Source organism: Ruegeria sp. BB7 (assembly GCF_056539365.1).
The window spans coordinates 1-26,468 of record NZ_JBQFUV010000023.1 but is presented as its reverse complement, the minus strand read 5'-3'; the positions used below and the strand labels follow the sequence as shown (position 1 = coordinate 26,468).

Sequence of the window (26,468 nt, the reverse complement as noted above, 5' to 3'; positions counted from 1 at the left end):
CCGAGCTTCAAATCACCACCACAATTGTGGTGAATCGGCCCGATGACCGCATCTCTCTTATCAAAGCGACCTAAACTGTCCCATTGGGGCTGACGTCAGACACTTTCAACCCAGCCGAAAGAAAATTATTCAATAACCAAATTACTCTTTTATATCAGATACTCACCCATCTAGACGGCTAGCAATTGCGGTGTTACGCAAACAGCGTTGCGCAAGGAGTTAAAGCTAGTGCAGACACCATTGGACGGAGAACTGGCGTTACTCATGCGCCCAATCTGGTGTTGAACGACCGGAATGTGCGGTTTGCGTCGTGCCGCGCATGCGAAAGACGGAAGCACAGCCGACGGCGGCAATGGGCTCGCTGCCGCCAAAGTGCGGCGCGCTTGGACTAGCGGTAAGAGCCCTTAGTGCTCAAGACTTAGTTCCCTAAGCATCGGTTTTGCGATGAACCAAGAGTGTTCACCAACACCGAAAATCGGGACTTACATCGCGTGCGTAAGTCGTGGCCGAAACGAGATAGTCTGTAGCATTATCCATGTTGGGCGTAATGCTGAATTCCGTGAACAAATCAGATAATTTAGCACCCCAGCGTGCAGGGTTATCATTCTGTCCCAAATAGGGCTCCTCGTCGGACATCGTTTCAATCAAGTCCATGTACGAGGAGTGTAGAGCATCAACCTTTCCAAGATACTTAACTACAGCAATGGCTTGATAATCGCATCAATCACTGTTGCCCGAGTTATAGACACGGCTGGACAAAGATATGACTTTCGCACCATCTGGCAAAGAAGCATTGCCGAGCTCGGCTTTTAGCTGGAAAGCAATCGCTTCATTTCCAAGTACGAAGAACCAAACAGGTGACGTCAAAATGATCAGAAAGACTAGGCCCAGAATGAAGCGCTTTCGCATGTTTAGTCAGCCTTGAGACAATATCCAACTCGCCTGTTAACACACGTGGCACCTTCTCGCCAATGACACGTTGGATAGTAGCTTTGTCCGCTCAACTGCCACCTGACACCGGATTTGGAACGTCCGGAAAGCTCCGCAAGGTTTGCCTTCGTACGTAAAGCTGTCGCTGATGTTGATAAGAGCCGCACTCGCAGCGAAAGGGTGCTCGGTCCCCCTAGGGCAACCCTTTTAGACAGGGCCGTGTCCTCAGCTGTGCCTGCGGACCGCACCACCCCTGTCGAATAGCGTTGCCTCGCCCCCCTCCCGCGTTCGCCACGTGGCAGATTAGCAGGAACAGCCAGCTTCGCTGTCTGACCTACAAATCAGCTCTGATTTTACGAAAGGGAAGTCAGATCAAACCAAACTGTCTGCAGGAGTATGAAATGGGGGCGGCGTGTTAGTTGATGACGCAAAGATCAAATTCAACTGATGTCCAGCGTTGGGTGCGCCTTCTGATGTCGAACGTTCACCGCTTTTTTGGTCCAACTGTGACGGTTGGGTCAGGTTCGTGTGACGTTCAACAAGCACTTTGGAACGTCACTGATTCCTGGCTCAATCAACTTCCAAAACCTCAACAAATGGATAAATCACGTCATTCAATTCTGACCCAAACGTCAAGCATTTCTGACCCAAAAAACTTACAACCTTTCTTCGACGCCGGTTATGTTTCAGTTGACGAGGTCATTTCTTCTTCGACGCGATGTTCGCCCATGTTATTGAACCTGAGCATTGCGGCACTTGCCGTTCTGTTTCACAGACATAGGCAAGAGCCTTATACTCAGACGTATCCCAAATTCTAAACTACGTTAAGTTGCGACGTGCGAAACATCCCTGTCTGGTGAATAGATGTCGAGGATGTTCCAATGCCCGGTAGTTGGCGTCGGATTGTTGATCATCGGGACATCAAGGACAGTTGGTTTGCCGCTGGCAATTGCAGCTTCTAATGCGGGCAACAACTCGTCAGCAGCGCTGAGCCTGTGCCCTTCCGCGCCATAAGCTCTTGCAATGTCTGCATAACCCGGCCCGTTTGCGGGAGCTGCGGCTGATCCGGGGAACGTTGTTCCATAGGTCAGACCGTAATGCGCCTTTTGCAGACCTGCTATGGTTCCGAAGGCGTTATTGTTCATGACCAGCCAGATAATGCCCAGATCGAGTTCGACGGCCGTTGCGAGCATCGACGGGTTTTGACCGAAGCCACCATCACCGACCAGACTGAGGACAACGCGATCAGGTGCCGCCAGTTTCGCGCCGATCGCGCCCGGAGGACCGAAACCCATCGTCGCGAACCCGCCGGGGGTCAGGATTGAACCCGGCGTCAAAATGTCGAACTGTTGCCCGACACCGTTCTTGTTCCACCCAACGTCCGTGGTGATGATGGCATCCTCGGGCAGTGCCTTGCGGGTATCTGCCAGAATACGCTCGGGCATCATTGGAAAGGCCGATGAGGTCGCCATTTCCTCGTTGCGCGCTTTGAAGTCCGTCCGGAAGTCAGCGATCTTCTGCTCCAGCGTGGGGCGCTTGAAGCCGTCCGGATACATCTCGCGGGCGACCCGATTGAGGACGCGCAATGAGGCCTTGGCGTCAGCAACGACTCCGATCTCGGTGGGATAGTTCCGACCGATCTCTTGCGGCTCAATGTCGATGTGAATGACCTTGGAACCGGGGATGTTGAACGTATAGCCGGGGTACCAACTGGAGCAATCGGCCTCTTTGAACCGTGTTCCCACGGCAAAGATGTAGTCAGCATTCAAGCAGGACTGGTTGACTAATTCAGTGCCCCAAAACCCGGTCATGCCCAACACAAGCGGATGGTCGTCTCGCAACGCGCCTTTACCCATAAGGGAATGCGCGACTGGCAGCCCCATATGGTCAACAAATTCTCGCAACTCCTCGCTGGCCTGTGCCAGAAGAATACCACCTCCGACATAAGCGACTGGGTTTTCTGCTTTAGCCAACGCTTCGACAATCTCTCGCGCTGTCTCGTCGTCAATAGACGGTTTCTTGAGCGCGCGCGTGTTGTCGCGGATACGGTCGAAGCTGTCCGAGGGGATCACCTCGGAGAAGATATCCATGGGGACGTTGACCAGCACAGGCCCGGGCTGGCCGCTTTCGGCAAGATGAAATGCCTTCTCCAGGATTTCAGCCATCAGGTCTGCGCGATCCACCCGCCAGGCGCGCTTCACGAAGGGTCGGTAAATCTCCCATTGGGCTGCGTCTGCATGCAGGTTCACTTCCTGATGCGGATGTTTACCGTAGTAATGCGTGGGAATGTCACCCGCGATTACGACCATCGGGATACAGTCCAGTGCGGCGTTGGCGACCCCGGTGGCGCAATTGGTCAGCCCCGGGGAGAGATGGGACAGCACCACCGAGGCCTTGCCCGTCACGCGGGCATATGCATCCGCCGCGTGGCTGGCGATTTGTTCGTGTCGTACTGTGACGAAATCGATGGGACTTTCCGCCAGCGCAGCCAGAACCGCAATGTTCGTGTGCCCGCACAGGCCGAAAACGTGCTTGACCTCACGGCGTTCGAGAAAGTCAACGATATGTTCGGCAACGGTTTTGCCGTCCAGTTTCGCTCCGTCCATCACGCGACCTCCTGTCCGTAGAACTCGCCGAACAGGTCCGGCTCCGAGGGGCGATCCTCGGGGATGGGACGACTGACCCAAGTGTAGTTCATCATGTGTTTCATGGTGACGTTTTCGTTGGTGATGTTGCCGCCCCAGATGCCACAGCCCAGGCTGCTGGTCATAGGCATGCCATTGGTCCAGGCACCCGCATTGGCCTTCGACTGAGGCTGTCGAACCATCATGCGGCTGACCGGAGCCAGACGTGCGAGCCGGTCGATGTGATCGTCATTGTGGCTGTAGATGCCGCAGGAATGGCCCTTGCCCCCGGTGTTGTAGATCTGCCTGACCGTTTCCAGCGCATCATCGAATGTGTCGAAGTGATACAGCGCCATCAGTGTGGTCAGTTTTTCCTTGGAGAATTTGTGCTGCGGCCCGATTTGCCCCTGATTTTCAACCATCAGAAACTTGCGATCTTCGGGGATGCTAAAACCGGCGACCTTGGCCGTTTGCTGCGGCGGACAGGCGATGGTCGGAAACGTACGGTTTCCCTTTTCATCCCACATGGCCGCTTCGAGCATGGCCTTCTCTTCATCCGAACACAGGTAGCCGCCCTCGGCTTCAAGCGCCTTGACCATATCGTCGTAAACTGAGCGCTGGATGATGATGTTGCCGTCGGCCGAGCAGCCCGACCCGAAGTCGGAGGTCTTTGAAATGCGAGTGTTCTGCGCGGCGATGTCCAGATCGGCGGTTTCATCGATGACGATGGACGAATTGCCCGCGCCGACACCATAGGCCGGGCGCCCGGAGCTATAGGCCGCTTTGACCATTGGTTTACCGCCCGTCGCCAAAGTCAGGTCGCAGATTTCCATTAGGTGCTGGGTCAATGGGATCGACGGTTTGCGAATGGATTGAAACAAATCCTCGGGAGCCCCGGCAGCACGACAAGCTGCACGCATGACCTCGACCATTTCAAAGGTGGTATGGGCGGTTCGTGGGTGCGGGCTAAAGATGACGGCATTCCGGGCGTTCGCGGCGGACACGCCGGTTACCGGAGGAGTCATCGCTGGATTGGTCATCGGGATCAGAGACGCGATCACACCGGCAGGTTTGGCATATTTAACCAGGCCCTTTTCTTCGTCGACTTCGACGATACCGGTCGATGGCGTGCGCAGGACATCGCGCAGCACCATGTGAATCTTGAACCGCTTTGCTGGACGTCCCGCACGATCTCCGATACCGCTCTCGTCCACGCCTTGCTGGGCCAGACGCGTGAAAGTTTTCTCATTCCCAGCATACCACGCAATGGCCTGAGACAGGCGGTCCAGCCTGTCCTGATCCCAATCCTCGATCTCGGCCATGGCAGCGCGGGCGCGTGCCAGCATATCAGCCGCCATATTGCGGTCGTTTTCAGTGAGCTCTTTGCCCATGATGATCCTCTTGGTGTTTTAGAATTGCAGCATCGGGCACACGACGCTGTGACCGCGCCTCGCCGAATGTTCGCTTGGCGTGGCTGAGACAGCGACGCGCGTGTTCTTCATATCCCAACTCGGCAACGCGGCTTTGGTTGGGCAATTCAATGGAGTAGTCGACGGGCGGCATCCGTTCGATGATGCCGGTGAAATCGATCCAGCCCTCGCCGGGATAGAGCCGCGCATCGCGGGCCAGTTGGATCATGCCCTCTCGCGTATCGGCGATCCCGGGTAGGCAATCGGAGATATGCAGGAAGTGAAACAACTCCGAGGGGACGTGCAGAAGCTCTCCCAAATCCACGCGGCTGAGATGCAGATAAAGCGTATCGACCAGAATACCGCCGTTGGGTTGATCCGAAGCGCGGACAATATCCAGCGCCTCATCCAGAGTGCGCAGGCGGGAAAAGCTCGGGAACTCCAGGTCCACCGTTAACCCGTAGGGCGCCGCCAGTTCGCAGGTCTCGGAATAGACGTCGATCAGAAAGTCACGATCATCGCGGGTGTTGGTCCATGCACTCATGATCATGCGCTTAGCGCCGAGCTCCCCGCCGATCTCCAGAGAAGGCTCAAAACTGCGCGGATCGACATCTTCGGTGATGCGCGCAAGCTCGACATCAAGAACTTTCAAGCCGGTGGTAGTGAGAGCAGTTTTGGTGGCCTGCACCTGTGCCTTATCGATTGGGGATTGAGTGAATTCACCGGGCACATGCATCGGAATGAAGCGGGGGCTGACGGCATCGTACCCGGCCCGCGCGGCGATATAGACCAACTCGGGCGGCGTACAGCCAATCAGCGTCAGATGCGCCAAGGAATAAAGAGAGGGGCTTGCGCCAGCCTCTTCGGGTTTCACCATGAACGACAGCTCCACGTGTCTGCGAATCTAAAATTCATCATATGTAGTAAAAATTATCTGATATTTTTTAAAATATCAACTTTTAATACTGAGCAGGAAATGAAAATGCCCGGACAATAGCCCGGGCGTGCTTAACCTTCGTATTGGCAAACCTTTAGATAGTGACCCAGTCGCCTCCGGACTGGTGAGAGCGCACAGAGGCATCAATGAATCGAACACCGTCTGCGCCTTGCTCGACATTGGGATAAGAGAGCCAATCGGCCGGAACGGTAACGCCATCCCGACGCGCGGCTACGGCCATGGCAAATTCCGAATAGAGGTTGGCCCAGGCTTCGATAATCCCTTCGGGGAAGCCGCGCGCGGTACGGACCAGACGTTCCGTGCCGGGGCTGATACCGTGCCCGTGACCTCGGCTGATGATACGATCCGGCTCACCGAACCGATTGAACTTCAGCTGTTCCGAATTCTCCAGATCCCACTCGAGACCTCCTTCATTCCCGAATATGCGCAGGCGCAACCCACCCCGGTTTCCGGGAGCAAGGCGTGTTGCCGTCAAGGTTCCGGGGACTTCATTTTGGTAACGGGTGAACATGAACACCGTGTCTTCCAAAGGCTTTGGCGCGCCGCAGACATGAAACTCGGCCCGTAGGTCGGTCAAGGGCAGGTCCGAGACAAAACTGGCCAGATGCGCGGCATGGGTGCCGATATCGCCGACACAACTGGTCGGGCCAGAAATCTTTGGGTCCAGCCGCCACTTTACATGAGGCGCATCGGCCACATCTTCGGGCGTCATCCAGTCTTGCATAAACTCAACATGTATTTGGTTGATTTTTCCGATAGCTCCGTCGGCCACGATTTGCTTGGCTTGCCGGATCACTGGAAAGCACGACATCGCATATCCGACGGCAAAGACCTGTCCCGTGCGCGCGGCGATCTCCTCAAGCCCCTCGGCCTCGGCAACTTCGTTGGTCAGGGGCTTGTCGCACAGTACGTCAATGCCCGCCTCAAGAAACGCTTTGGCCGCTTCAAAATGAACGTGGTTCGGGGTAGTGATCATCACGGCATCCACACCATCCAGGCGCGCCGCCTCGGTCTTTGCCATCTCCTCGAACGACGCATAGCACCGGTCGGCCGGCAGGAACCACTCGGCCCCGCGCGCCTTGCTTCGCGCGGCGTCAGAACTGAGCGCTCCTGCGGTGACCTCCCACCGGTCGGTCATCCGCGCGGCCGTTGCCTGCGTGACAGAGATACGTCCGCCGCCAACAACGCCCAGCCGCAAACGGCGAGACAACCGGGGGAAAGGTCCGTCAAAGTTCAGGTCTTCGGGTAAAAGTCTCTCAGCCATTCTGAACCTCCATTTCCGGGACCCGTACGCCTTCCGGCAGCATTTCCACCGCCATGAAAATGCTGGGGGTAATCGTCTCGTACTGATGCCAGGGATAGTTGCCTTCAGCGTCATACATCGGTTTGTGCGTCGTGCCGGGGGCCATGAATTCTTCGAGGTAAAGGGTTTCAACATCCCGCTCACGGCATTGCTGCATTTTGCCAAAGCCTACGATTTGCGTATGCACTTCGCGAAACCCCGGTACCGGGCAGAACGGATGATCCTTGTGCAATCCGACATTCAGCGGAACCGAGCCGGAATGGTACATGGTCAGTCCAACGTTACCCACGAAGACCTTTGGCGACATGTAGTGGCTGACACCGCGCAGACGCTCCTCTTGGCGAACATCAAAGGCAGAAGGCCACGTATCTTTCACCCATGCGAACAGCGCATTGTCATCGGCGTGGGAGTCGAAACCATGAACAATGACCGCACATTCCACGTTTTGGACGGTGCTGTTCTGCACGATCACCGACGAAAGCGGCGCAACCGTCTGATCCTCGACCGCGAGGTCCCTCCCCCCAAGGTTCAGAACAATGGCACGACCCTCGACAGATACTCTGTCTTCATCGGTGATGTGCTGGACGCGAAAGAATGGCTGAGCAAAGTCGAGTGTCTCAATCGGCATGAACCAATTCCTTCCTCTCATCGTTAAGGAAATCGACCGGCAAAGGCTCCGGAGCCGCGCAACGGCTTTCTATCGTCTGATAGGCGCCAAATTTTGGTGCCCGTTCGATCGCGTCCATGACCTCGAAAACGTGGTAGGCGAGCGCTCCACTTGCACGGGGTTGGCGTCCTTCTTGCGCCGCCAGGGCCAGATCCAAAAGGCCGAGACCACGGCTGTCCTCATTGAACCCGTGTTTGTTGACGACCACCTGCCAGCCTTCGCGACCGGATGGGCGCGGCTGATGAGACCAGCGCGAGGTCTCCCGCGTTTTCAGCCAGACATCCCCCTGAAAGATGTTGGCACCATGTACCGGGTCAGGGTCTGGGATACTGATGGTGCCTTTTTCACCGTAGATCTCGAACCGCGGCGTTTCGCTATCCCAGACGTCAAAGCTCATGGTCATCGACCCTATAGCCCCGGAAGAGAACTGCAGCAGGCTTAGGGAGTGCGTGTCGACCTCGACATCCATCCATTCACCGTTGCGAGGGCCGTTTTCGATCATCCTTTTGTCGAACGTGCGCCGAGCCATTCCGGCGACCCGGTCAACCGGACCAAGGCAGCAAACCATGGCGGTCAGGTAATATGGCCCAAGGTCCAGCAAGGGCCCGCCACCGGCCTGGTAGTAGAAATCCGGGTTGGGATGGTGGCGTTCCGTCCCGTGGGTACCGACATGGGCAAAAACCCCTGTCGGTTTGCCAATGGCACCCTCATCGATCAAGCGCCGAACGGTTTGCCAACGACCGCCCAGAAATGTGTCGGGTGCGCAACCGACCAGTAGCCCCTTTTCAGAGGCCATGTGCAGAATCGTCTTACCATCCGTTCGATCCATAACCAGCGGCTTCTCGGAATAGACGTGCTTGCCCGCCTCCAACGCACGCAGGCTGATTTCGGCATGCGCCGCCGGAATTGTCAGATTCAGAACGCAGTCAATCGTCGGATCGTCAAACACCCCATCTGGCGCACAGGCCTTGGCGATACCGTATTGATCTGCCTTGGTGCGGCTTTCCGAAGGGTCAAGGCTTGCGCAAGCCACGACCTCAACGTTTGAGAATTTGGATAGTGTTTTTAGATAGATATCGCTGATACGACCACAGCCGATAAGGCCGACCCGGAAGGATTTCGATGTCTCACGTGTCATCATTCCTGTCTTCGTAGAGGGGTAAGTAATTCGGGGGCATGGGCCCTTTGTTGCGGCCGCCCTGGTTCATCTGCTCCCAAGCGTGGGCGAGTATTCCAACCGAGCGGGACAGGCAGAACAGCCCTCGCGACAAGGGCGCAGGAAAGCCAAGTTCGCAGAAGATCACTGCTGTCGCGCCGTCGATATTCATGGCAATTGGCCGACCGCCGCGTTGACGGCCGAGTTCGGCCTGAACCTCTTCTCCGATTTCAGCAAACCGGCCGGAAACCGTGGCCTCGTTGGCCGCATCACGGACGAGCTGCATCAGCCGGGGCGCACGCGGATCGACGGGTTTGTGGAACCTGTGACCAAAGCCCGAGACGATCTTGCCGTAGGTCTCGCGCCAGCTGTCCAAGCCATCCCGAACAGCGTCATTCAGCGAAGCTCCCGCATCCATGCGGACTGCTATATCATAGTACAGCTCTGCACACTGCTCGCCTGCCCCGCCGTGCACGTCGCCCAGCATGTTCACCGCAGTCGCCATCGCATTATTGAGACCTACCCCGCAGGTGGCCGCCATACGCGCAGCCGCGATCGAGGGGGCCTGCGGACCATGATCCACGCCTGCGACCAAAGCTGCCTCGAACAGGCGCGCTTGAGCGTCGCTGGGCAGATCGCCCCGCACCATCAGCCAGATCATCTGCGGGAAAGATACGTTCCCGATCAGGTCCTCTATTGCGTTGCCGCGAAAAGCGATCTGTCCGGGTTTCATGTCGATGATGGAGGTGCGCCACCATTGGCGAACGGCGCGTTCATCCTTTGTCATGTTTTCATCCAGCACGGTCATTGAGTCTGCACCTCTTTCACCGTCTGGGTTTTGCTTTGCGCGGCGAGGCGAATGGGCGCGTTTCGCGCGCCATAACCGGCATAACCCATGCGGCGTTCAACAATTTCGAAGAAGAAGCCATTGAAGATGGGGCGGCTATAAATCTGAAAATACTCGGCACCCGCTGCTCGGTCATAAAGGATGTTGCCTTCGCGTAGTTGGGCGATCAAATCGTCATCCAATCCGAAAGTCGCTTGCAGATCAGCGTAGTAGTTTTCAGGGATGGACAGGCTGGGAAAGCCGGACTTGAGCAACTGGGCTGAGGTTTCAAAAATATCATCCGACTGGAAGGCAATGTGCTGAACACCGGCCCCAAATCCATCTTCAAGGAATGACGCCGCCAGTGTTCGGCGCCCAACGGCCCCATTCAGGTTCAGGCGCACTTCGCCCTCGGGGCTTTCAATGGCTTGGCTTTGCACGACGCCGGACGGGTCGGCGACGTTCACGATAGGAGACTTTGCCATCTCGAAAGTCGAAATGTAGTAGAGCAGCCAGCTTTGCATCTCATCATGACGCATCGTCTGGGCCAGATGGTCGATACGGCGCAGTCCGGCAGGCTGGGTCGCTTTGGTTTTCGCGACAGGCTCGAACTCGATGTCCCACACCCGATGCAGATCGGATTTCTCATCGATAAAATGAACGACGTTACCACCGACACCCCGAATAGCCGGAATGTCCAGTTCCCCAGTCCCTACCGGCTGTGAGAAATTCGGCGCGCCCAACGCGGTCGCCCGCTGAACCGTCTGATCCGCATCCTTGACGCGCAACCCCATGTCACAGACCGAGGGACCGTGACCCATGAACGCCGAATGGGCAAATCCTTCTTTTTCGGTATTCACAACTATGTTGATAGCACCCTGCCTCCACAACTCGACGGACTTGGTGACGTGCTTTCGCTCCATTCGAAAACACATTGCTGACAGCATATCTGCCAGCTGCGCGCCGCTTGTCTCGTCGGCTGTAAATTCGACGAATTCAAAACCCGACGCATAGACGCGTTCCGGCAGGTTAGGGATGCCGAAATCTGTTCTTGGCTCGGTCCGCGACACCTCATCCAGAAGGTTCACCAGCGACCTGTAGCTGTCTCGGGCCAGTGTTCGGCCACCGGGTTGTGGAGCAGCTTCGTTGACGCGCGCAATGGACCAAGGCCCCTTGTATCCGGCGCGGGACAACACCCGCACAAAGCCCGCAAGGTTCAGCGACCCAAGCCCTGGAAGAAGCCCAAAGTGCCGTTTGAGCCTGCGGATATCCATCTCAAGTCGGGGTGCATCGGACAGTTGCACATGGAACAGCCGTTCTCCGGGAATGTCCCGAAGGCGGGCTGGTTTGGACCCGTCGGCAAGCGAGAAGAATGAGTTTAAAGCCAACCCCAAATGAGGGCTGTCGATAGCTTCAACGACGCCTAACGCCTGTTCATCCGAGTGAATAAGATCCGACCATGGCAAGCCCATATAGGCCAGACGCAACCCCATCTCTTTCGCGATCTTGGTCGCCTCGCCAAGATCTGCGATTACCTGTTCTTCGGTTGCAGCGGTATCGACCTCGAAGGCAGATCCTATAAGCAGCAGATCCGTACCCAGTTCGTTGATTAGAGCCAGTTTGCGCTTCAGCCGATCAAAGGAGCGCTCCCGTCCACCGTCCGACTGGCCTTCCAGGTTATGGAAGGGTTGTAGCAGACAAATCTTCAGGCCGAGGTCCGATGCAATGTTCCGAATTTGCGATGGCGGACCGTCAAATGCGGTCAAATCCGGTTCGTGTAATTCGACACCTCCGAACCCTGCGTCGGCGATGGCACTCAGTTTTTCAGCCAGATCACCGGGGATCGACGTTGTCGAAACCGAGAGGCACATTATCCCTGATATCCAAACATACGCGGCAACCACAGGACCAGATCCGGCATCAGCATCATGATCACCAAGGCGAAGATGAGAACCGCCAGGAAGGCCCAGATTTCCGAGATGATTTCACGCAGCGGAATGTCCGTCACGGCATTGATCACAAAGAGTAGAATGCCATAAGGCGGCGTGATCAGACCGATCATCGAGTTCACGACGACCAGCACTCCGAAATGCACCAGATCAATCCCAAGCGCTTCGCAGGTTGGAATGAACAGAGGCACGATCACCAGAATGATCGTTGTTGCGTCTAACACGCATCCCAGCGCAAGGATCAGCAGGTTTACGAGGATCAGGAACACAATCGGGCTGACATCAGAACCCTCCAGCAGCGCCGAGATAGACTGCGGTATTTGCTCCTGAATAACGATGAAGTTCAGAATGAACGCGCCGCCAATGACAACCCCTACGGCTGCGGAGGAGCGCGCGCTGTCGACGAACACTTGATAAAGGCCACGGAAGGTCAGTGCGCGGTAGAACAACGCTGCCAGTAGCAAAGCGTAGAATGCAGCAACTGCGGCGGCTTCGGTCGGAGTGGTAACGCCGCCATATATGCCGTACAGCAGGATTGCGGGCATCAGCAGTGCCGGGAATGCGTTGGCGGTTTTTGCGGGCAACTCGCGCAGCGGAACAGGTTCTTCCAATGCAAAGTTCCGCTTTCCGGCCAGATAATAGTTCATCGCCATAAGAACGACGCCCATGATCAGGCCAGGCAGAATGCCAGCCAGGAACAAGGACCCAATAGAGGCTTTCGACACCAGCGCGTAAAGGACCATTGGAATCGAGGGCGGAATGATCGGGCCGATCGTTGCCGAAGCCGCCGTGATCGCAGCAGCATAGCCCCGGCTGTAGCGGCCATCCTTGGTCATCATCTCAATGATAATCTTGCCAATCCCCGCAGCGTCCGCGACGGCCGAGCCGGACATGCCGGAGAAAATCAACGACGCAACCACGTTGACGTGCCCGAGGCCGCCCTTGAACCGCCCGACGGCAGCAACGCAGAAATTCAGCAGGCGATCGGTGATTGAGCCCGCATTCATGATATTTGCGGCGACGATGAACAAAGGCACAGCCAGCAGGATCGTGCTCCTGTAGAAGCCTTGAAGGATTTTCTCGCCCGCCAGTGCGACGTCCAATCCTGCAACGCCCAGATACATCAGTGACGCCAACAGGATGGAATAACCAATAGGAGTGCCGATGCCTGCCAGAACAAAGAGCGTGAGCAGGCAGGAAAGAAGTTCAAAACTCATTTGTCTGCTTCCTCGTCTTCACCGTCGACGCGGGGGTGATCGTCGACCACGTTAAATCCCACGACCATTTCAAGTTCGGTTTTAGGCGGGCCGTTGCGCATGATGTCAAAGAATAGCCAGCCATAACGTGCTGCCACGACCAGCATGAACACGGCATAGATCGAGAACACGGTGCGCAACGGTATCTTCTCACCCGAGAACGGGTTTCGCACGGTCGAGGTTTTACGGATTTTCATCCAGTCGATGTAGTCCCACGTCGGCAGGAAGCTGTAGAGCATCCCGACCACGATTGCCGCAGCCGCAAGCATCGCAAAGACCTGACGCACGCGCATCGGCACCGAAAGATAGATGATGTCGAATTTCACATGATCCCGCTCGCGCACAATGAAAGCGCAGCTGAAGAAGATCACCCAGACCCAGAGAATGCCGATCAGTTCCAGCGTCCATCCGGCGGGGGTGAAGAAATACCGCAGCAGAATTTGGAGAAGGAAGATTAGGAAGATTGCCGCCAGCATGCCGCCGGCAATCGCTTCGGTCAGTCGGGAGAACCCCTTTATGAAGCCTTTCATTTCGGTTCTCCCTCCCTTGTGTAGATGAGCTTAGTTGCCCAGAGCGTTGATCTGCTCCAGAACACCGTCCGGCCATGACCCGGCGAACTCGCTCTCCAGATACATGGACTGTACCTGATCGCGGAACGCTGCGAGATCGGGTTCGTAGACCTCCATCCCCTGCTCTTTCAGGAAACTGACCAAGTCCTCTTCCTTTTGCAGCTGCTTCTGGCGACCCGATTCAGCCGCTGCATCCGCAGCTTCCTGAACCTTGGCTTGCTGTTCCGGCGTCAAACCATCCCAAACCTCTTTGCCGATGGCGATGTAGTTCAGGTCAACCAGGTGAGATGTCAGGACAATTTGATTGGTCACTTCATAGAATTTGGCATCCACGACAGTTGGTAGTGGGTTGTCCTGACCGTCAACGGCACCGGTCGACAGAGCTGTGTAAACCTCTGAGAACGCCATTGGTGTCGGGGCGGCACCCAGCGCTTTGCCAAGGAACTGCCACGCATCTGTGCCCGGCATCCGCAGGTTCACACCCTCCAGATCAGCCGGAGTGCTGACGGTCAGTTCTTCCTTGGGCTGGCGCAGATTTACCTGACGACGGCCCAGATACATGACCGACAGGAGTTTAACGCCCAGTTCTTCTTCGGCCTTTTGCTTGAAGGCATCCATCAAGGGATCGTTGAAGACAGCCACCTGATGCGCGGCGTCCTGATGGACATAGCCTGCGGTAAAGATCGAAAACTCAGGGAAGAACTGTGCCAGTTCCTGCGCCGAAGTGATCGACATTTCCAGGTTACCCCGGCTGATGGCATCAAGCTCCGTGCCTTGGGCGAAGATGGTGCCATTATAGCTGGGCTCGTAGCTTGCGAAATCAGCGACCATAGGCGCGAAGACCTCGGCCATGGCGACCGAACGCTGGTCAGTGTCCGATCCAGACGTTGCGAGGCGAAGTTGCACTTTGTCTTCCGCCAACGCACCGCTTGTTGCGCTAAACAGAACACCGGTTGCAACCAGGGCTGATACAGCAGCCCGGCGGGTAAGTTTGGTAATCACTTTGCTCCTCCCTGAGACATCATGATGCATTTTTCCGATTCTGAGTTTTGACCTATTTTGGACATTTTGCAAGATTTTTTACAAAATATCAGATATTTTACATTGCCGCTATTTTGGATTTTTGCATTTCCTGAAGACTTTTTATCTTGACAGTTTCACCAGTCCGACAGGAATTTTGAATAGCCTCAATGACCTGAAGTGTCCTCAAGCCTTCCCATCCTGACATAATCGGTTCCGCTTCGTGTCGGGCCACATCAACAAAATGCTTCAGTTGATTGACCAGAGGATCAGAAGCACCCTTCTTCAGCGCCGTGGTAGAGATTGGAGTCCACCAGTCCCTCTGCTCACCATGATAACTCCAGAGTCGTAGATCGGGCACGGACAATGACCCATGAGAGCCCCCGATCATATAGCTGCTTTCGGAGGTAGAGGGATAAATCGGATACTCCTGAGACGTCATCTCCCAGCTCCATGGCGCGACGATGCTGTCGGATACGCTTATGGTTCCAATTGCTCCGTTTTCGAACGTCAACAGCGCACCGGCGACATCTTCGTTGTCGTAGCCGCGTTTCGATGCAGTCGACTGCGCTTGTACGGTCACGACTTCTCCGGCCAAATACCGCAGAAGATCTACATCATGGACAAGATTGACCGAGATGGGACCTGCACCAGGTTTCTTTCGCCAGGGCGCAGCATCAAAATATTCGTCTGGCTTATAGAACCAGCAATTCGCATGGACAGCGCGCACATCTCCAATCTTGCCATCTACAATGGCTTCTTTGGCTGACTTGATCAGAGGATTGTACCGACGATGATGCCCGACCATCAGCGGCACATTGGCCTTCTCTGCTTCCTGAACAAGCTCCAATGCTGCGACGGCTTCCACGGCGATCGGTTTTTCAACGAGAACGGGACAACCGTTTCGAACACACGTGAGGCCCTGTTCGACATGAAGCGTCGTCGGTGTCGCAAGCACAGCTCCGTCCGGCGTCTGATTTGCAAACATTTCTTCGAGGGTCTCGTAACATGCGACCCCGTGTTCAACGGCGTACGCACGGCCTTCGTCGCTGGGATCGACTACCGCGACAAGATCAACCTGACGCAACGCTCGAACAGCGTCTGCGTGGCGGCGTCCAACAAGGCCAATGCCGACAATGGCAATGCGAAAGTTCAAAGACACTTTGCTTCCTTCCGGGGGGTCCGGAAAATCCCGGATCCGATGTTTGCGACCGGGCTGCATTGCCCAATTTGAACATGACCGTATTGGGGTTTTCGCGATTCCGCAATAATGTATGATATTTTTATTTTTACCATACATCGGTTTGGATTGCTGATGTCTCCGAAAAATGCTAATTGAACGAAGAAACTGAGAATATCGGGTGAAACGCATGGCGAAACAGCCGTCTACGATAGGTGCAAGCACTTATCAGCGCATCAAGAGGGACATCATCTTCGGGGAGTTGCAGCCCGGCTCCAAACTGAAGCTGGACGCCTTGAAGGAACGCTACTCGGCAAGCCTTTCGACACTTCGTGAAACGCTGAACAGGCTCGCCAGCGACGGATTTGTCGAAGCTCCCGAGCAACGGGGTTTCCTAGTCACGCCAGTTTCACGAGAAGACCTGACCGAGATTTCAGAGCTGCGCGTTCTGTTGGAATGCCACGCGTTGGAGTTGTCCATTGCGAATGGCGACACGGACTGGGAAGGCAACCTCGTTGCCGCACACCACAAGCTGCACCTGATGGAACAGCAGCTTCTCAAGGGCGACGAGTCCGAGAAAGAAACCTGGAAACGATATGATTGGGAGTTTCACCAAGCGATGATCGCGGCCTGCAACTCCAAGAACCTTCTGTCTCTGCACTCGATCATCTATGATAAATATCTGCGGTATCAGATGCTCGTGCTGACCTATCGCGGCGAAGAGGCCGTCAAGGAGCATAAAGGCATGTTCGATGCCGCGCTGGCCAGAGACGCCGACACGGCCAAGAAACTGTTGGAAGATCACATCCGAAACGGCCTCACCCACACGTTGGAGGCTATGTAAGGCGGCATGCTGATTGCGTGTTTCGACGTCTTCAGGTCGATTTGGCAGGGAATATCTCAAAATTCTACATCTAAATCGAGAAGTTTGTGAACGGCCCATAGCCGACCTTGGCAACCAGGTCTGGATGCCGCGGTCGTTTTCCGCATTGCGGACATTCGCGACACCTACTCGATTACGGTACAGGTGGGTGTTCAGGCAGCGAGCTAAGCTGTCGATAGAATCTTACAGTATTGCCAACAATTGTACCACAGTAAGTAATACGAGCGAGCATCGGAGTTCTCTAGCCATGGTACTTGAATTCTGGTGTGCTCAGAATTTTTAGAGAACACCTTGACGCTATGGGGTAAGCATTCCCTTTACCAAACAGACCGAATACCCCGACGCCTCAGCATGGTTGAAGGCCCACGACCTATTCATTTACCTGATTGACACAGGGGTTCGCCTTCGAGAGGCGACACTGGTCGATTGGGGGGGCCATCGACATGCGGGAGCGCTATATCGACAACTACAAATTCAAAACCAAAAAGGAGGCCTTTGTTCCTATTTCTGACCGCCTTTTTGAGGTGTTGTCCTCGCGGCAAATCCAACTTCAGCCTTTCGTCCGTATGGATAGGGCCCTCAAGAACCTAAGGCGAGCCATCACTGAATGCTGTCCTTCAAGCCCCCGTGTTTTGGCCACCCAAGGCAACGCAACGATCCACTCCCGCCGGGACACTTATGCTACGCGGATGCTGAACAACGGCATGAGGCTGGAAGAAGTATCTCACCTTCTGGGTCATGCAACCATTGTCCAGACTCAGAAGTACGCCAAGTTCGCCAAGTTCGCCAAGAAGGAGGTAGCTGATAAAGCACGGCAAATGCTCAACGCACGTAAAGTCGCCTGATCAAAAAAGACATGGCACACTATCAGGAACAGTATGGAGTTACTATACAACCAATGGCACTCAAAGCACCACATAAGTTACTGATTTTGTTGGATATGTGGAACGTCACTGATATTCGACTCAACCGACAGCCAAAACCTCAATAAATCAGTGAAACACGTCATTCAATTCTGACCCAGACGTCAAGCATTTCTGACCCAATACGAATAGCGACCATTCATTGGAGCTGCGACCAACGCCACAAAGGCACCTGAATGGCGCCGTATCTTACTCACTCTGCTCTCAAACACTACACGGCGCTCATGATATGACACCGATAGAGTGCCTGATGTGATTGTGTCTCGGTCGGGTTAAGTGCTTATGCGAAACGCAGTGACTGGGGCTGCTTTCGGCTAAATCTATGCAGGGAGGAGTTCAACCAAAGACGGGACAGGTCTCTGGAGATTCCAGCTCTTTTTGCCACTCGAGCGCAGTCTTCAGACGAGTATGGCCAAAGCCCCACCGAAATCCGGTTGCGGCCGGTTCCTTCTGACCCCAGGACAATTGGAGAGGACCCTATCAAGCGATAGATTCGAACCATACGTTCATCGAACACGCCAGCGATGTGCGAAAGGTTGAATTTTTCCATCAACTCACCGCCACTCAACATGATAGCTCCAGCTGTGTATGGGCCGGCTTCTCTGGAAAGGCAAAACCGGGTTACCTCCCAAATACGCGGATCTTTTATTGGCTTGCCCCCCATCAGGTGCCCGAACACCTCATTAACCATGACGCGACCAGTTGTCGGAAGAACTCGCATTGACCCTCCATGGCTTCCGTCTGGTTCCTCCCAGATAACGTATAGCGGATTCAAGCCATCATATTGGTCCCGCTCCTCACCACTTTCGGTCACACATACATCCCAACCCAGTCTTGTTTTAAATTGATCAGCGCGATCCCTGAACATTCCTTTAGCCAAGACCGGGTACTTATGTAGGTCATCTGCGAAAATGTATCGAAGCATCGGCTTCACCTCCTGATTCCTGAACGGAGTCAAGTGGTGCCGAAATATGGTTAACCAATCGTCAGTGATTAAGCATCCAGGTAAGCATTTGTTAAAAAATATAAAAGATCAGTTAAAACAGACAGAAAGCCTAGTCCCAACCTAGCTGAAACTGATCACTTCGGAAGGTCGGACTGGTGGCCTGTAACGATGTCGCAGTGGAAACAAAAACGGTAGGACAGCTGCTTCTCACAAGTGTTTTCTTTGATCACGCCCAGATCTGTCGCCAAGCACATGGGGCAATACAGTGTGGACAACAAGTTACCTTTCATTAACGGAAAGGATGCAACTTTCAAACAACACGCGAATGAGGATTCCCTTCCATGGATGTTGGCTTTCTACAACGAGCTAATGAAATTGAGTTCAAACTTGAAGCAAAAGGTCTGTTTCTGGCTGCAGAAGCGATGCGAGAACTAATACAACTTTATTTTTGTGAACATTCCAATGGACTCGACCAGAGCCAAAATCTAGAAAAGCCCGATGCCAGGGTTAAATTGGTTCGTCGTTAAGCGAACCTCACAAAACTTCCCGTACTTCCAAATGACTTTGAGTAAGCGCTCCGCAGTTTTTGCATTTTCCGCGAAAAAACTCATGCTTAGTGCACTTTTATCCATTTGAACTTATTAAATAATCATATCATCCAGATGTAGCGGAAAGTTAATCAACAGATGAGCACTTGTCTTTCCCCATAGTCGCTCCTATCGAGATAAACCCCAAACACGACCGAGCTAAACCAATGCTCTTGTTGCCCGTCTCGCCATAGAACTTTTGTACCAGTGCGGCAATCAAAGAGAACGGGGCCTTCAAGTCATGAGTGCAAACGTTGCGGAAGAGAGAGCTCTGAAGTCGTTTTGATTCTGTCGACTCGTCGACACTGAACGCTGTCGCGCGCGATCAACTCGCGAATGGCCCGAGTTTGTTCTTCGTCAAAATTGGATTCCACACAGAATACTTCAATAACCGTGCTTAAACCAACTAGGACGTTGGCGGTAAGGGCCCCGTCTGCCTCATTGACCAGTTCTGCCAAAGCGTCAATAAACCAATGATCCATGCTGATGAAGCCCCTTATGTATTGTGTTTCTTGAATTGTCGGGGCCAAGTGGTTAATGACGGGTTAACCATGAGTGTGTTTTTAAGACATTAGGGGCTTTTTGAAGAAGAAGTTCGTCTGAATGATCTTTAATATAAGAGTGTATAATCTGATCCAGTGCTTCTGCCGTTGAGTGCAAACCCTCCGCTTCAAGGCGCAGTTTTGTTTCTTTAGCTTTCATCAAGAAGCCAATATGCGTCTTCATGACGGTATCTCTCTCATCCGTTAATTTTGTCCAAATTGCGTTGAAATTCTTAATGATTGGTAAACTGTGCATCCCTTGACGATAACACGTATGTCAACAGTGACTTGTCGGCGCAATATGTAGCCTTTTGAACTCTTTTTCTCAAAAATTCACTGGCGGTCGTTTCCAATTTGAGGTCAGCGCCGATCTGCAACACAGGGCATGAACTAGCAGACGCTCCAAGGCAAGTCGGACCACCGTCTTGGCATCGACTTGGATTCGTTTCTATACCAACCGCAACAATAAGGGTATGTCGCAATAACCAAATACGAGGTTTTGCAGGTTTGGCACCCAATTCACCAGTTGAAGGGTGTGGCCATCTGTATGCTCTGCTACCCCGCTCAGATGAACCACTGACCGCTCGCTTGAGCCGCATGGTAGCTGAAGCCGACTAGGGCACTGTTCATTAAACTATCTTAAAGGTTATTTCTGGAAAGTGATTCTACTTTAGGGAGATTTAGGTCAATGATTTGCACAACGACTACACCATTTCAAAAGAAGGATGTCGCGCTGATACTCGGCCACTCACCTGCATGTGTGAGCATTGCGTGGGCAATTTTAAAACCCCATTTTGGAACACAACTAACGTTCGGTTGTGGCCGAGTCGAAGCTTCAGCAAATTTCTTTGATGTAGTTGCGATGAGCACGCTGATTACCCTGCTGACCTCTCCAATTGAAGTCGAGTTGATTTCGGGTTTATCCATGGAAGTCGCTGATGAAGTCGCTCTTATTTTGGACAGACTCGATTGTTTCGAGCCATTCAGTGATCAACAACTTGCTATTCTTCTCAGAGACTTACGTTGCTTTCTAAAGCAATATTCCTTTGGGAAGAGTTCTATTGAAGGGCATTGCTGGAAACTGAAAGTTGAAAATAGCGTTCTGCGTGCCATCAAGTCGATTAGAGTAGAGCTGAAGAAACTTTCTCTAGGTGGAGGCACATGGCCTAGTGGTTACGTTACCGGCGGCATTCGAGCTGACATGGAGAACTCGTCTATTGCAACTACTAGAGCAGGAGTTGTGGTGAATTAAACCTGCTCAATATTCCCCAAGAGGATTGAAGTCATTTCAACTGAAAAACTCCCATCCAATGTTGTTAAAGACATGCCTGTATCATAGCGCGTGTTGTTAGGTGTAGTTTCGGAAAGATCAGTGTTCGCATCTAGAAAGACCCACTCAGCATCAGAGTTGCCCGATATTCCAACCGCGACCTTTAAAATATCGAGAGCATCCTTTGCGCTAACTATCCCATCCCTATTTATATCTGCAGCGATGAAATTCTCCGCCTGCGCGGGCCCCCAAGTCGGCTGTAGCCCCACTGACATACGCAACGTTTCCAATGCGTCTTGCGCTGTAATCTCCTGACTCGCCGTTGAATAGGATTTAATGATTTCGATATGACCTTGCACAGTCTCAGAGGGTAGGTGCAAGTCAAATTGCCCTTGATCATCAGCTTGCGCTACAACGGGTGCACTTCCTTCTGCATTGAAGTGTATTTCCGCGTCGCGAATACCTGTATTGGCCTCAGTTGAGTTGATACTTATCGTTCCAGCTGTGCCTCGTGAGGTTTGCACTTCAACAGAGGCATCCCTTGGTCCATTCGACAATCTGCTCGGCCCTTCGAAAGTTGCTCCAAAAACATCAGCTTTTGAAAGCGCCTCACCGGACAAAGAATGCAGATTGATCGTATCACCGAGGAAATTGATCTCCGCTCCGGCGTCAGTAGAAACAAAGGTCAACTGGCTCGGGAAACGCAATTGTCCGTAGTCAGATAGATCAAGTCGGTCGTTTCCCGCTTCAAAGTCAGTGACCGTCGTCGCTCTGCTCCCGCTGCGCATTACGAAAACGTCAGCACCATCGCCACCGGTCATGATCGTAGTCCCACCTCCGGCGATCAAGATATCGTCCCCTCCACCCGCAAGCAGAGTGGATCCTCCGACACCTCTCAGGATGTCATGGCCATCAGTGCCGGGTTGAATACTGTCACCTTTCACGACATCGCCCAAATTGTTCAACGATACCGATAGATGCGTGATACCGCCCTCTTGCTGTGAAGCCCCAAATATCTGCAATTCACTGCCAACCTGAGCGATTGATAGAGTATCGACACTTCCTAACCGACTCTCGGTTGTATCCTCGAATGTGTCTAGGTGAACGAGTTTGCCACCTGGCGCCAGTGCGAAAAGACTGATCCCGTTGTCATCCCCACCAACCAATAAAAAAACGTGGTCGTTAACTACCTTTATCGCGATGTCACGAATCGAATTGAATTTCGTACTATTTGTGTCCAGCACATGATCTACTGGTGCCAGGCTGCCATCAGCGCCAAGTTTCAGGACGGAAATCGAGTTGCTACCCGCCCCAGCAAGCACGACCCAAGAACTCCCATGAGCACGCACCACCTCCATGGCGCTTGGCGAGTTCACGGCCAAGTTAGATATGGCCTCGGAGTTGTCAACTTTCGTCAATGCTTCTGACTCTGAATCGATATGGTACGTGACAACTGAGTGCGATGATGCGTCTGCAGACAAGAGTAGCCTATTTGATCCAATTTCAACAACTTGCAGATCCGAAGGGCGTCCAGTGGTAGTGGCAACTTGATTAAAAGTGCCAGTAGGTCCGGCACTAAAAGTCGAAATTTGACCTCCATCGCCCGTCTCAACCGTGAACAATTGGGTACCGTTGGACGAGTAGCTGGCAACCGGTGTGCCTTCGAGGGTTGTCGACGGCAATTGAAACTCTCTCAGGCTACCGATTGCCCCGTTCGCATCTAGGGTATACCCATACATAGCTCCGGCTGGGCCTACACCTAGGACAAGAGTATCTTCACCAGCAATTTCGAGGAACTTCAATGTGTCGTCCCCGTGGACTGGAAGCGTCGCATCAAGAATATGAGTGTCGTGCAGAACAGGTGCTTCGCCGCTTTCAAGACGCCAAACTGCCAAACCGCCACCAGTGCTCGAGAGGCTATACAGGAAACCTCCCGACCCAACACTCATCGAGACCAAGCCATTTGTACCAACATCGAAACCCGCGGAATTGAACGACAAGACCGTCTCAAATTGTATCATCGCATATTTCCTCCTTATGGTGACCGACGCCATGAAGACGCTAACTTGAAATTGATTAAGTATTTGAAAATGAATTACGAGTGAGGCAAACAACTACATAGCAATTGATAGACTCGTTATTATTGCGTGAGGGATAAAACCACTTATCGCTCGCCAATTTTGGATTTAACGAAGTGAGAAACAGACGAAGCAAGAAAAAGTGATCGTCCCTAGCACCGTTTAACTAGATGAACAGAAAATCATCAACACCCAGAGCAACTGTCGTCATTTCCAATAGTGCCACAGAGCCATTGTGCAACTCTACGATAGTGCGATCACCATCTACTCTAAACTCGAGATCGCCGAAACCGACCCCTTCTTCGTCAATCCAAATGCGGTCTATGCCATGCTGGAAATCGAGTACGGTATCAATATTTTCTCCCGCGCGAAAGACAAAGATATCCGCTCCCATGCCGCCAAAAAGCAAATCAAAACCTACCCCCCCGTCGAGAACGTCGTCGCCTTCACCTCCTTCCAAAATATCATTTCCTTCATCACCTTGCAGGTCATCGTCACCAATCCCACCAATCAAACTGTCGTCGTCAGCTCCTCCAATGATATGATCGTTGCCTTGATCACCCATAATTATGTCTTGGCCGTCACCGCCATTTAGCTTGTCGGCACCAAAGCCTCCGCTCAGATAGTCGCTGCTTCCTTCTCCAAAGACCTCGTCGTCACCATTACCTCCAAAAAGCCGATCTGCACCTTCACCTCCGAAGATCTTATCGTCTCCGTTGCCCCCATCGGCTGTATCATTGCCGTGTCCACCATAGATCTGGTCTCCGTGGACGTCTTTCAGACCACCCACTAAAACGTCGTTTCCAGCCCCCCCGAAGAGGTAGTCAAATCCTCCACCACTATCGATGTAATCATTTCCGAAATCCCCATGAATTTCTTCGTGGTTATCCGTTCCTGTAATTGAGTCATCATCGCCGGTGCCAGCCATCTGGGCGTAAGGTACCAAAGTGATTTCAGCGACCTCATACGGATCCAGCTCTAAATCTATTTCTTCCACACTTTCAAACGTGAATTCTTGCACCTCGACAGTCACATCGACTTCACCGGCAAAGTAGTAGTGCTCCAGTTTTGTTGCGGTTTCAGGAGTGTACCCTGGCTCTAGGAGAATTGTAGACGGAGGCGGAAGATAAGTTCGGTAGGTTCCTTCGTCGTAAGGCGAAATTTGCTTAGTGCTAATGACACCCAATTCAAAAAGGTTATGTAGCTTTCCTTCAAGCTCCTGCTTTTCCGCTTCGTCTATCACGCGCAATTTGTTGCGGGAGTTAGGTACAAGTTCACCATTGTCGTAATAAGCAGCTCGATCACTCAAACCGTCAGAACTACCTTCAAGAATTCCAAGTTTTCGGACTGAAATATAATGCCTGTCGTGGGCCAGGGCGCTCAAGTCCAAGTCTACGTTCACGCCAAACTCATTCGTTCTGTTGGAAACATAGAGAACCGTTTTTTCCGTGCCGGTGAACGCGTTGATTTCAATGGGGCGGTGATTGTCGGGCAGCCCACCTAAATCCATAAGAGAAAGCCCGGTACCGTCATCGTTCACGAGGCTTTCCCGCATCCAGGCAAAGACTTGTCCAGCGGGCGAAAGGTGAATCGGGTTTTCTTCCGTTATTCCGCCTGCGAAGGAATTGTAGTTTCGATTTCGCACCGACCAGATCTCTGCGGCGTCCACACCGGCCTGCAACATATTCTCAAACATCTCGAGAATAACTGATGCAGCTTTCAATCCCTGTTGCCCGATATTGGAGTTTTGGACATTCCACTCGGTAACATGGTAGTCTAGTTCCTTGTTGAAGTATTTGTACCACATATCCGGGCGGGACCCGATTTCACGATTTTCATAGTAACCATCTGAAAATGTATTGTCCTCGTCATACGTCTCGTAAAAATAGTAGTGTGAAACTATTCCATCCACCGCCTCGCTGGCGACCGTTGGCTGAAATCCATCTGACAAGTCTTGGTTGGCATCAAAGAATTGGATAATATCCATGTTCTTTTGATCCATCGTGCTGTTCGGCCCAACATGCCATGGAGGAGCCGTTTGCACCAAAATTTGAGGGTCGTAATCAGCGCCCGGAGCTTCCGCATGATATGTCGAGTATGCGTTGGCGAGATACTCTGTCGCTAAGGCGGCGTCTCTGCCGTACTCCCATGCTTCCTGGAAGCCCCAATATTCGTTGCTTACCTCAATTGTCTTCAGTAGATGTCCATCTGGACCCAGCTTTGCGTAAACTGCTCTGACAAAGTCAGTCATTTCAGATTGGGTTGCCAGTTTGTCCCCTACTGGGATGCTCAAGGTAAAAGTTGTTCCTCTTTCAGCGGTCCACTCCAGAAACTCAGTTAGCTTTTGATTCAATTGCCCATCAATGAGATTTGTAATGTCTTCCTCTTGGGCACTGCCAGATGGGTAACGTAGATGCGTGACACTCAATAGGTCGAAAGCATCACCTATATTGGGAAACATGTTTCGAAAGTTGGCGCCAAAATGGTCAAAGTTGACGGTCTCGGACACGGCACCAGCAGTCAAATTATAGCTGTAATAAGTCATTTCGAGCTCACACCCGCTGCGCAACCAAAGAAAGTCTCAGAATTATATTGCTAAAGGAACCAATGAACGTCCAACATTTAGAACCAAAGAATTTCCGCTAAGAAGCTGAAAAAACAAATAAAAACTTCCGAAAAATCGAGAATAACTCAGTTCAGTTGGGTATGACGTAAAAAGTATTGGGCCCCCACTTCAGTTAAGAGGGAGGTTTCCCGAAAGTCTGCATGTGCTTCGTAGTTCAGACGCGCGAAGACAACTCTGAGCTAAAACGCTTTGCCATAGCGAACCGGGAACATCGTTGAAGGGGATGTTATGTGCAGCGATCTCTGATTGAATGCGTTACCATTGCAGCTCGTCGTGAGACCTCTCTCAAGATCGCTTCCCCAAACAAAACCGCCGGGACTAACTGTTCACATAGGGCAAGTATCAGTTAGGTTTTTGAGGAGCCTTCGCATCTGTCTTGGACCAGTCAGATAAGACTGCTCATTCCTACACAGGGATGACCGGATTTGAGCAGTTTTCGCACCTCGTAGGATAGATTTGTCCATCAAATAAGTTTGCGACACATCCTGACGCACGATCCGCCATTCAGTCAGAGCCGTCTCACTCTCGGAACGCCTTCGTAAAGTAATCTGTCAGCGGCTTTACAAGGTAAGACAGCGGCGTGCGCTCGTCGGTTTTGATCAAGGCTTCGACAGGCATACCCGGCAACAATACCTGACCGTTCAGCCGGTCGTACTGATCCGGGTGTCCGTCGTCAGGGATTTTGGGACAGATGGCCGCCTGAGCTAAGAGAGGATCTGGCTCATCTGGTTTTTGTGATTATGCGGCGGATTTGCGGTGAAGCAAG

The 26,468-nt window shown here is 53.0% G+C and carries 22 protein-coding genes; 4 read left to right on the top strand and 18 right to left on the bottom strand.

The features are described 5' to 3' along the window. Window positions 1–720: 720 nt before the first annotated feature. From ACR0D7_RS18695 to ACR0D7_RS18635, 13 genes are all read right to left on the bottom strand, one after another. Window positions 721–909: a hypothetical protein gene (locus ACR0D7_RS18695; RefSeq protein ID WP_480680365.1), complete on the bottom strand. Its 189-nt coding sequence runs from the start codon at window positions 907–909 to the stop codon at window positions 721–723. A gap of 845 nt (window positions 910–1,754) precedes the next feature. Continuing rightward, window positions 1,755–3,536, bottom strand: coding sequence for a thiamine pyrophosphate-binding protein (locus ACR0D7_RS18690; RefSeq protein WP_480680364.1), 1,782 nt, complete (start codon window positions 3,534–3,536; stop codon window positions 1,755–1,757). Next, entirely contained in the window at window positions 3,536–4,945 is a 1,410-nt protein-coding gene (locus tag ACR0D7_RS18685; protein WP_170387973.1) for an aldehyde dehydrogenase family protein, read from the bottom strand. Before ACR0D7_RS18685 ends, ACR0D7_RS18690 begins: the two co-directional genes overlap by 1 nt. Then, window positions 4,926–5,840, bottom strand: a complete 915-nt coding sequence (locus tag ACR0D7_RS18680; RefSeq protein WP_480680363.1) for a sugar phosphate isomerase/epimerase family protein — start codon at window positions 5,838–5,840, stop codon at window positions 4,926–4,928. Before ACR0D7_RS18680 ends, ACR0D7_RS18685 begins: the two co-directional genes overlap by 20 nt. A 154-nt stretch (window positions 5,841–5,994) precedes the next feature. Continuing rightward, entirely contained in the window at window positions 5,995–7,185 is a 1,191-nt protein-coding gene (locus tag ACR0D7_RS18675; protein WP_480680362.1) for a Gfo/Idh/MocA family protein, read from the bottom strand. After that, window positions 7,178–7,852 (bottom strand): hypothetical protein, encoded by a 675-nt coding sequence (locus ACR0D7_RS18670; RefSeq protein ID WP_480680361.1) that lies wholly within the window; start codon window positions 7,850–7,852, stop codon window positions 7,178–7,180. Before ACR0D7_RS18670 ends, ACR0D7_RS18675 begins: the two co-directional genes overlap by 8 nt. After that, window positions 7,842–9,029: a Gfo/Idh/MocA family protein gene (locus ACR0D7_RS18665; protein WP_247748107.1), complete on the bottom strand. Its 1,188-nt coding sequence runs from the start codon at window positions 9,027–9,029 to the stop codon at window positions 7,842–7,844. Before ACR0D7_RS18665 ends, ACR0D7_RS18670 begins: the two co-directional genes overlap by 11 nt. Then, on the bottom strand, window positions 9,019–9,834 hold the full coding sequence (locus ACR0D7_RS18660; protein WP_480680360.1) for a citryl-CoA lyase: 816 nt from the start codon (window positions 9,832–9,834) through the stop codon (window positions 9,019–9,021). Before ACR0D7_RS18660 ends, ACR0D7_RS18665 begins: the two co-directional genes overlap by 11 nt. A gap of 17 nt (window positions 9,835–9,851) precedes the next feature. Then, window positions 9,852–11,744, bottom strand: coding sequence for a bifunctional sugar phosphate isomerase/epimerase/4-hydroxyphenylpyruvate dioxygenase family protein (locus ACR0D7_RS18655; RefSeq protein WP_480680359.1), 1,893 nt, complete (start codon window positions 11,742–11,744; stop codon window positions 9,852–9,854). After that, on the bottom strand, window positions 11,744–13,039 hold the full coding sequence (locus ACR0D7_RS18650) for a TRAP transporter large permease (protein ID WP_480680358.1): 1,296 nt from the start codon (window positions 13,037–13,039) through the stop codon (window positions 11,744–11,746). Before ACR0D7_RS18650 ends, ACR0D7_RS18655 begins: the two co-directional genes overlap by 1 nt. Continuing rightward, window positions 13,036–13,608 carry a TRAP transporter small permease gene (locus ACR0D7_RS18645; protein WP_480680357.1) on the bottom strand — a complete coding sequence of 191 codons (573 nt, stop codon included), beginning with the start codon at window positions 13,606–13,608 and terminating at the stop codon, window positions 13,036–13,038. Before ACR0D7_RS18645 ends, ACR0D7_RS18650 begins: the two co-directional genes overlap by 4 nt. 30 nt (window positions 13,609–13,638) lie before the next feature. Continuing rightward, window positions 13,639–14,649 carry a TRAP transporter substrate-binding protein DctP gene (dctP, locus tag ACR0D7_RS18640; protein ID WP_480680356.1) on the bottom strand — a complete coding sequence of 337 codons (1,011 nt, stop codon included), beginning with the start codon at window positions 14,647–14,649 and terminating at the stop codon, window positions 13,639–13,641. A 97-nt stretch (window positions 14,650–14,746) separates the two neighbouring features. Then, window positions 14,747–15,829, bottom strand: coding sequence for a Gfo/Idh/MocA family protein (locus tag ACR0D7_RS18635; RefSeq protein WP_480680355.1), 1,083 nt, complete (start codon window positions 15,827–15,829; stop codon window positions 14,747–14,749). A 208-nt stretch (window positions 15,830–16,037) separates the two neighbouring features. Between ACR0D7_RS18635 and ACR0D7_RS18630 the strand changes: the two genes are divergently transcribed. Both ACR0D7_RS18630 and ACR0D7_RS18625 read left to right on the top strand, forming a co-directional pair. Beyond that, window positions 16,038–16,691, top strand: coding sequence for a GntR family transcriptional regulator (locus ACR0D7_RS18630; RefSeq protein WP_170328650.1), 654 nt, complete (start codon window positions 16,038–16,040; stop codon window positions 16,689–16,691). Between the two features lie 482 nt (window positions 16,692–17,173). Beyond that, entirely contained in the window at window positions 17,174–17,575 is a 402-nt protein-coding gene (locus tag ACR0D7_RS18625; RefSeq protein ID WP_480680354.1) for a tyrosine-type recombinase/integrase, read from the top strand. Between the two features lie 358 nt (window positions 17,576–17,933). On the opposite strand, the gene ACR0D7_RS18620 is transcribed toward ACR0D7_RS18625, so the two are convergent. Continuing rightward, window positions 17,934–18,578 (bottom strand): acyl-homoserine-lactone synthase, encoded by a 645-nt coding sequence (locus ACR0D7_RS18620; RefSeq protein ID WP_480680353.1) that lies wholly within the window; start codon window positions 18,576–18,578, stop codon window positions 17,934–17,936. 362 nt (window positions 18,579–18,940) lie between these two features. On the opposite strand from ACR0D7_RS18620, the gene ACR0D7_RS18615 reads away from it, so the two are divergent. Then, window positions 18,941–19,126, top strand: coding sequence for a hypothetical protein (locus ACR0D7_RS18615; RefSeq protein WP_480680352.1), 186 nt, complete (start codon window positions 18,941–18,943; stop codon window positions 19,124–19,126). A 299-nt stretch (window positions 19,127–19,425) separates the two neighbouring features. Here the strand turns inward: ACR0D7_RS18615 and ACR0D7_RS18610 are convergent, their stop codons facing one another. Together ACR0D7_RS18610 and ACR0D7_RS18605 are read right to left on the bottom strand one after the other, a co-directional pair. Next, window positions 19,426–19,668: a hypothetical protein gene (locus tag ACR0D7_RS18610; protein WP_480680351.1), complete on the bottom strand. Its 243-nt coding sequence runs from the start codon at window positions 19,666–19,668 to the stop codon at window positions 19,426–19,428. Between the two features lie 52 nt (window positions 19,669–19,720). Then, a complete protein-coding gene (locus ACR0D7_RS18605; protein ID WP_480680350.1) occupies window positions 19,721–19,912 on the bottom strand; it encodes a hypothetical protein in 192 nt (63 codons plus the stop codon). Between the two features lie 504 nt (window positions 19,913–20,416). Between ACR0D7_RS18605 and ACR0D7_RS18600 the strand changes: the two genes are divergently transcribed. Further along, on the top strand, window positions 20,417–20,980 hold the full coding sequence (locus tag ACR0D7_RS18600) for a hypothetical protein (RefSeq protein WP_480680349.1): 564 nt from the start codon (window positions 20,417–20,419) through the stop codon (window positions 20,978–20,980). On the opposite strand, the gene ACR0D7_RS18595 is transcribed toward ACR0D7_RS18600, so the two are convergent. Both ACR0D7_RS18595 and ACR0D7_RS18590 read right to left on the bottom strand, forming a co-directional pair. Beyond that, window positions 20,977–23,019: a M10 family metallopeptidase C-terminal domain-containing protein gene (locus tag ACR0D7_RS18595; protein ID WP_480680348.1), complete on the bottom strand. Its 2,043-nt coding sequence runs from the start codon at window positions 23,017–23,019 to the stop codon at window positions 20,977–20,979. The two genes, ACR0D7_RS18600 and ACR0D7_RS18595, sit on opposite strands and share 4 nt — an antisense overlap. 223 nt (window positions 23,020–23,242) lie before the next feature. Further along, the gene (locus ACR0D7_RS18590; RefSeq protein ID WP_480680347.1) at window positions 23,243–25,621 is read right to left on the bottom strand and encodes a calcium-binding protein; all 2,379 of its coding nucleotides are present in this window, start codon (window positions 25,619–25,621) and stop codon (window positions 23,243–23,245) included. Window positions 25,622–26,468 lie beyond the last annotated feature (847 nt).

Excerpts from the sequence above, each read along its gene's own strand:
- ACR0D7_RS18600 (WP_480680349.1), top strand. The coding sequence starts at position 20,417 with ATGATTTGCACAACGACTACACCATTTCAAAAGAAGGATGTCGCGCTG.
- ACR0D7_RS18595 (WP_480680348.1), bottom strand. The coding sequence starts at position 23,019 with ATGATACAATTTGAGACGGTCTTGTCGTTCAATTCCGCGGGTTTCGAT.
- ACR0D7_RS18655 (WP_480680359.1), bottom strand. The coding sequence starts at position 11,744 with ATGTGCCTCTCGGTTTCGACAACGTCGATCCCCGGTGATCTGGCTGAA.
- ACR0D7_RS18670 (WP_480680361.1), bottom strand. The coding sequence starts at position 7,852 with ATGCCGATTGAGACACTCGACTTTGCTCAGCCATTCTTTCGCGTCCAG.
- ACR0D7_RS18665 (WP_247748107.1), bottom strand. The coding sequence starts at position 9,029 with ATGACACGTGAGACATCGAAATCCTTCCGGGTCGGCCTTATCGGCTGT.
- ACR0D7_RS18625 (WP_480680354.1), top strand. The coding sequence starts at position 17,174 with ATGCGGGAGCGCTATATCGACAACTACAAATTCAAAACCAAAAAGGAG.
- ACR0D7_RS18620 (WP_480680353.1), bottom strand. The coding sequence starts at position 18,578 with ATGCTTCGATACATTTTCGCAGATGACCTACATAAGTACCCGGTCTTG.
- ACR0D7_RS18685 (WP_170387973.1), bottom strand. The coding sequence starts at position 4,945 with ATGGGCAAAGAGCTCACTGAAAACGACCGCAATATGGCGGCTGATATG.
- ACR0D7_RS18645 (WP_480680357.1), bottom strand. The coding sequence starts at position 13,608 with ATGAAAGGCTTCATAAAGGGGTTCTCCCGACTGACCGAAGCGATTGCC.
- ACR0D7_RS18650 (WP_480680358.1), bottom strand. The coding sequence starts at position 13,039 with ATGAGTTTTGAACTTCTTTCCTGCCTGCTCACGCTCTTTGTTCTGGCA.
- ACR0D7_RS18610 (WP_480680351.1), bottom strand. The coding sequence starts at position 19,668 with ATGGATCATTGGTTTATTGACGCTTTGGCAGAACTGGTCAATGAGGCA.
- ACR0D7_RS18675 (WP_480680362.1), bottom strand. The coding sequence starts at position 7,185 with ATGGCTGAGAGACTTTTACCCGAAGACCTGAACTTTGACGGACCTTTC.
- ACR0D7_RS18680 (WP_480680363.1), bottom strand. The coding sequence starts at position 5,840 with ATGGTGAAACCCGAAGAGGCTGGCGCAAGCCCCTCTCTTTATTCCTTG.
- ACR0D7_RS18605 (WP_480680350.1), bottom strand. The coding sequence starts at position 19,912 with ATGAAGACGCATATTGGCTTCTTGATGAAAGCTAAAGAAACAAAACTG.
- ACR0D7_RS18695 (WP_480680365.1), bottom strand. The coding sequence starts at position 909 with ATGCGAAAGCGCTTCATTCTGGGCCTAGTCTTTCTGATCATTTTGACG.
- ACR0D7_RS18615 (WP_480680352.1), top strand. The coding sequence starts at position 18,941 with ATGGATGTTGGCTTTCTACAACGAGCTAATGAAATTGAGTTCAAACTT.
- ACR0D7_RS18690 (WP_480680364.1), bottom strand. The coding sequence starts at position 3,536 with ATGGACGGAGCGAAACTGGACGGCAAAACCGTTGCCGAACATATCGTT.
- ACR0D7_RS18590 (WP_480680347.1), bottom strand. The coding sequence starts at position 25,621 with ATGACTTATTACAGCTATAATTTGACTGCTGGTGCCGTGTCCGAGACC.
- ACR0D7_RS18660 (WP_480680360.1), bottom strand. The coding sequence starts at position 9,834 with ATGACAAAGGATGAACGCGCCGTTCGCCAATGGTGGCGCACCTCCATC.
- ACR0D7_RS18630 (WP_170328650.1), top strand. The coding sequence starts at position 16,038 with ATGGCGAAACAGCCGTCTACGATAGGTGCAAGCACTTATCAGCGCATC.